General features: G+C 46.6%; 2 tRNA genes and 2 rRNA genes (1 of these 4 only partly in view). All 4 read left to right on the top strand.

Going from position 1 to position 2,953, the window contains the following annotated elements:
* The first annotated feature begins 119 nt into the window (after positions 1-119).
* Positions 120-1,641 (top strand): 16S ribosomal RNA (locus BM156_RS20540).
* Between the two features lie 140 nt (positions 1,642-1,781).
* Positions 1,782-1,855 (top strand) — tRNA-Ile (locus BM156_RS20535).
* Between the two features lie 109 nt (positions 1,856-1,964).
* Positions 1,965-2,041 (top strand) — tRNA-Ala (locus tag BM156_RS20530).
* Between the two features lie 270 nt (positions 2,042-2,311).
* Positions 2,312-2,953 (top strand): 23S ribosomal RNA (locus tag BM156_RS20525) (it continues 2,243 nt past the right edge of the window).
* The 16S and 23S rRNA genes sit together here with 2 tRNA genes alongside, the layout of an rRNA operon.

The raw sequence follows: 2,953 nt of genomic DNA, 5'->3' as shown, positions 1-2,953 counted from the left end.
AAGTTCATTGACAATATTGAAAAAGTAGAAAGATAAGGAAGAATTGCGAATTAAGAGTTTATTCCGGGAGTCAGACAAAATTGAGATTACTTTAGGGTAATTTCTAACAATTTTTATTTACAACGAAGAGTTTGATCCTGGCTCAGGATGAACGCTAGCGGGAGGCCTAACACATGCAAGTCGAGGGGTAACATTGTAGCTTGCTACAGATGACGACCGGCGCACGGGTGAGTAACGCGTATGCAACCTGCCTTTGACAGGGGGATAGCCCGGAGAAATCCGGATTAATATCCCATGGTATTTACAGATCGCATGGTTTGTAAATTAAAGATTTTATCGGTCAAAGATGGGCATGCGTGACATTAGCTAGTTGGTAAGGTAACGGCTTACCAAGGCTGCGATGTCTAGGGGTTCTGAGAGGATGATCCCCCACACTGGTACTGAGACACGGACCAGACTCCTACGGGAGGCAGCAGTGAGGAATATTGGTCAATGGGCGCAAGCCTGAACCAGCCATCCCGCGTGAAGGAAGACTGCCCTATGGGTTGTAAACTTCTTTTCTGCACCAAGAATGGTTACTACGTGTAGTGATTTGACGGTAGTGCAGGAATAAGCATCGGCTAACTCCGTGCCAGCAGCCGCGGTAATACGGAGGATGCAAGCGTTATCCGGATTCATTGGGTTTAAAGGGTACGTAGGTGGCCAATTAAGTCAGTGGTGAAATCCTGCCGCTTAACGGTAGAACTGCCATTGAAACTGGTTGGCTTGAGTACAGTTGAGGTAAGCGGAATGTGTAGTGTAGCGGTGAAATGCTTAGATATTACACAGAACCCCGATTGCGAAGGCAGCTTACTAAACTGTAACTGACACTGAGGTACGAAAGCGTGGGGAGCGAACAGGATTAGATACCCTGGTAGTCCACGCTGTAAACGATGCTCACTCGCTGTATGCGATACATTGTATGCGGCCAAGCGAAAGTGATAAGTGAGCCACCTGGGGAGTACGTTGGCAACAGTGAAACTCAAAGGAATTGACGGGGGCCCGCACAAGCGGAGGAACATGTGGTTTAATTCGATGATACGCGAGGAACCTTACCTGGGCTTAAATGCAGATTGACAGACGTCGAAAGATGTTTTTCTTCGGACAGTTTGCAAGGTGCTGCATGGTTGTCGTCAGCTCGTGCCGTGAGGTGTCGGGTTAAGTCCCATAACGAGCGCAACCCTTACCGTTAGTTACCATCAGTTAGGCTGGGGACTCTAGCGGGACTGCCACCGTAAGGTGAGAGGAAGGTGGGGATGACGTCAAATCAGCACGGCCCTTATGTCCAGGGCTACACACGTGTTACAATGGCCAGTACAAAGGGCAGCTACCTGGTGACAGGATGCTAATCTCTAAAGCTGGTCTCAGTTCGGATCGAAGTCTGCAACCCGACTTCGTGAAGCTGGATTCGCTAGTAATCGCGCATCAGCCATGGCGCGGTGAATACGTTCCCGGGCCTTGTACACACCGCCCGTCAAACCATGGAAGCTGGGGGTACCTGAAGTCTGTGACCGCAAGGAGCGGCCTAGGGTAAAACTAGTGACTGGGGTTAAGTCGTAACAAGGTAGCCGTACCGGAAGGTGTGGCTGGAACACCTCCTTTCTGGAGATCTTGGAATAGATAAGGCTTTTAGTAAGCATTTTTTCTTATCACTACTTTTTTAAAAAATATAAGAGCAAAACGCGGAAAGCTGTCAGCTTTAAGGCTTGTAGCTTGAAGTTATAAAAGCTAAAAGAGAAGACAGTCCCGTAGCTCAGCTGGTTAGAGCGCTACACTGATAATGTAGAGGTCCCCAGTTCAAGTCTGGGCGGGACTACTGCCAAAGACAGACAAAAAGATAACAGATAAGAAGATATCAGACCAAAGCACAAGAGAATGTTTTAAGTCTGAAAACTAAAGTCTAAAATCTGAACGTCTAAGAACATGGGGGATTAGCTCAGTTGGCTAGAGCGCTAGATTTGCATTCTAGAGGTCAAGGGTTCGACTCCCTTATTCTCCACCAGGAGCCAGACAGGAAGACATTGGAAAACAGATGTCAGATCAGGAAGGCAAAGAGAAAGAAAAAAGGTCGTAAGACAAAACGTTCAAAAGAAATATTGGAACAATGATACGCCAGGAGGTTTAAGATTCGGTTCGAATCCGGATGTATCAACATTAAGAGGTCTGTAACAGGACTTAGTACTTATGTACTTTGTATCTGGGACTATCTTTAAAGTTCTTTGACATATTGGGAAACAAGAATGTAAATTACATTCAACCTTAAAAGAATCAAGAGAAAGTTATTAAGGGCGCACGGGGGATGCCTAGGCTCTCAGAGGCGATGAAGGACGTGATAAGCTGCGAAAAGTCGCGGGGATCGGCAAATACGAATTGATCCGCGAATCTCCGAATGGGACAACCTGATCGCAAGATCATCCGGCTATGCCGGAAGCTAACCCAGGGAACTGAAACATCTAAGTACCTGGAGGAAGAGAAAACAAAAGTGATTCCGTAAGTAGTGGCGAGCGAACGCGGAACAGCCTAAACCAGTATTGTTTCGGCAATATTGGGGTTGTAGGACCACGATATTCGATAGTACATTAAGTGGAAGTGTTTGGAAAGACACATCAAAGAAGGTGATAATCCTGTACACGTACATTGTATTAAAGATAGTGGTATCCTGAGTAGGGCGGGACACGAGAAATCCTGTCTGAATCTGCCGGGACCATCCGGTAAGGCTAAATACTACTGAGAGACCGATAGTGAACAAGTACCGTGAGGGAAAGGTGAAAAGCACCCTGAACAAGGGAGTGAAAAAGTACCTGAAACCGTGCGCTTACAAGCGGTTGGAGCTTCAATTTATTGGAGTGACAGCGTGCCTTTTGCATAATGAGCCTACGAGTTAGTCGTTACTGGCAAGGTTAAGTTTTTAAGA

It is taken from the genome of Sunxiuqinia elliptica (assembly GCF_900113005.1).
GTDB lineage: Bacteria > Bacteroidota > Bacteroidia > Bacteroidales > Prolixibacteraceae > Sunxiuqinia > Sunxiuqinia elliptica.
Note: the sequence above shows the minus strand (reverse complement) of the source record. Positions and strands in the feature narration are given on the sequence as shown.